Origin of the sequence: Candidatus Regiella insecticola LSR1 (genome assembly GCF_000143625.1) — a bacterium.
GTDB classification, from domain to species: domain Bacteria; phylum Pseudomonadota; class Gammaproteobacteria; order Enterobacterales; family Enterobacteriaceae; genus Regiella; species Regiella insecticola.
Genome location: NZ_GL379674.1, coordinates 1 through 2,067, shown reverse-complemented (window position 1 = coordinate 2,067; position 2,067 = coordinate 1). Strand labels below are relative to the sequence as shown.

1 protein-coding gene and 2 pseudogenes are annotated in these 2,067 nt (G+C 43.1%); all 3 read right to left on the bottom strand.

The window, feature by feature from the left end:
• Window positions 1–335 (bottom strand): annotated as a pseudogene (locus REG_RS14875) (arginine ABC transporter permease ArtQ); the annotation flags it as partial.
• A gap of 36 nt (window positions 336–371) precedes the next feature.
• Window positions 372–1,109: pseudogene (locus tag REG_RS14390) on the bottom strand (transporter substrate-binding domain-containing protein); the annotation flags it as partial.
• 45 nt (window positions 1,110–1,154) lie between these two features.
• Window positions 1,155–1,883 (bottom strand): arginine ABC transporter ATP-binding protein ArtP, encoded by a 729-nt coding sequence (artP, locus tag REG_RS09245; protein WP_006705392.1) that lies wholly within the window; start codon window positions 1,881–1,883, stop codon window positions 1,155–1,157.
• Between the last annotated feature and the right edge of the window lie 184 nt (window positions 1,884–2,067).

Here is a 2,067-nt window from a genome sequence, read left to right as displayed (position 1 = left end):
GCCAAGGCAATAACACCGCATAAAAAAGGGCTGACATCAACGGTACCAAGATCAAATTTAACCGGTAATATAAACAGATAAAAATTTAGGCTAAATCCATCGGTGAGTAGCATTAATAAATGAGACGAGCCGAAATAAATACAGAGCAGCACTAAAATTTCAGGCAAGCCACGCAATAGGGTCACCATACTGCTCGTAAGATAGCCGCAGAGCTTCCCGCCGGAAGACTCCAAAACAGCAAACAATACCGCCAGCACTAAACCGAAAATTAAGGCACATAATGCAAGGCTAATGGTAACCAGGCTCGCTTGGGCTAAAGAAGGCAATTCATTGATTAATACGCTCCCTTTGGCCTGATTATTGTCTGCGCTAAACCATTTGTTATAAAGCGCTTGATAGGCTCCCTCTTTTTTCACTTTTACCAAAGCCGCATTTAATGCATTCAGTAATGCGGTATTTTCTTGACGCACGGCGATCCCTAATCCTTGGTTAAAATAATCGGCATCGGTTATTTTTTCTCCAATTTGAGTTAGGTTATCGTTGTTTCTCAGCCATTCATTGATAACAGCGGTATCACCGAATACGGCATCTAGGCGACCACTTTTTAGATCTGAAACCGCATCTTGATAACTGCTGTAAGGAAGTGCCATGATTTCTGGATGCTTTTTCTGTAAAAATCGCTGATGCGTCGAGCCGTTTTGCAGACCAACACGTTTACCTTTGAGTGCGGCGAGATCGGTTAATTTTTCTTTTTCAGCCCTGCTTTTTTCGGCAATCAATAATGCCGAATTTTCATAATAAGGCTCGGTAAAGGCGACTTGTTTTAAACGTTCTGCGGTAATATCCATCCCCGAAATAACGGCATCAACCTGCTTAAATATTAAGCTTGGGATCAAGCTATCAAACGCTTGGTTGGTGAAAGTACATTTTACTTGCATTTCTTTGCACAAGGCGGTAGCCAAATCAACATCAAAACCCTGTATTTCATTATTTTTGCCGACAAATTCAAAAGGGGGATACGAGGCTTCCATAGCAAAACGCACTGTATCGAGCGCATAAATAGAAAAACTGATACTGATTAAAAATACTGTAATGATTAATTTTTTCATCACTCATCTCTAAAGATAAATTTAGTGTGAAAGATAATGTGGAAATTAGTGTGAAAGATAATGTGCAAAGGCTTCAGTCTGCGGCCGCGTAAAACAGCTCGCATCACCTTGCTCGATCACACGGCCTTTTTCCATATAAACGACGCGGCTGGCCGTTTTGCGCGCCACCTCGACTTCATGAGTGACAATAAACTGCGTGATCCCGGTAGCAGACAGCTCATGAATAATGCTGACGATTTGTGCTGTTATTTCAGGATCTAATGCCGCCGTCGGCTCATCAAATAACAGCACCTGTGGCTCCATCATCAATGCGCGCGCAATCGCTACCCGTTGCTGCTGTCCGCCTGAAAGATGCGCTGGGAAGCGGGTAGCAAAATCAGTCAAATGTAAACGCATCAGCAATTTTTCTGCCCGATCCTCGGCTTGCGTTTTTGCTAGCCCCAATACGCGGCGCGGGGCTTCAATCAAATTTTGCATGACGGTGAGATGCGGCCAAAGGTGATATTGTTGAAAAATGATACCAACCTGGCGGCGTAATTGACGGATCGCATTAACCGGTGGCATTTGATTAAAATCAAACTGCTGACCGACGATTTGCAGTGATCCTGAGCGAGGGATTTCTAGCAGATTAAGCACACGCAATAATGAGCTTTTGCCCGCCCCGCTTGGCCCCAGCAAAACCACGGTCTCTCCCTCCGAGCAGTTTAATGTGATGTCAAACAAGGCTTGCTGTGAGCCGTAGTAGCAATTAATCGCCTCAAGTTGAATATTCATGCTAAAAATTTAAATAATTAATCATGTCAAAATCATAACGATCATAAAATTATTATGCAACCTTAGCACCTGTGCTAAATTTTCTTGAGTGACATCTCAACTGATGTAAAAATAATCGTTTTTTGCACGCTTTGATAGACCTCTTTGGAAACCGTAGCGAGTGATGGCCTTCCATTCGCACCTT